This is a genomic window from Anaerobacillus sp. 1_MG-2023 (assembly GCF_030547345.1).
GTDB classification, from domain to species: domain Bacteria; phylum Bacillota; class Bacilli; order Bacillales; family Guptibacillaceae; genus Guptibacillus; species Guptibacillus hwajinpoensis_B.
Genome location: NZ_JAUORD010000129.1, coordinates 1 through 264, shown reverse-complemented (window position 1 = coordinate 264; position 264 = coordinate 1). Strand labels below are relative to the sequence as shown.

Annotated in this window: 1 pseudogene; it reads left to right on the top strand. The window is 36.4% G+C overall.

What is annotated here, in order from left to right:
- A pseudogene (locus Q4550_RS23570) lies at nt 1-118 on the top strand (phosphonate ABC transporter, permease protein PhnE); the annotation flags it as partial.
- Nucleotides 119-264 lie beyond the last annotated feature (146 nt).

Sequence of the window (264 nt, the reverse complement as noted above, 5' to 3'; positions counted from 1 at the left end):
AAATGAAAGTCTTGGATGGCGAAACTACGCAAATGTAGGCATGATTTTACTGATGCTAGTTGTTGTTGTCTATTTGATTGAATCGATTAGTGAACATTACCGAAAGAAATTAAAGTAGGAGATTACATATGAATCATATCGATAAACAGTACGAACTGGAACCGAATCGCCGTCTTACACAAATAATGACAGCATTGATCTTGATTATCCTTTTTGGTTGGTCGTTGTCTGCCATCCAGTTTGATGAATTAACAGTGAATGGAC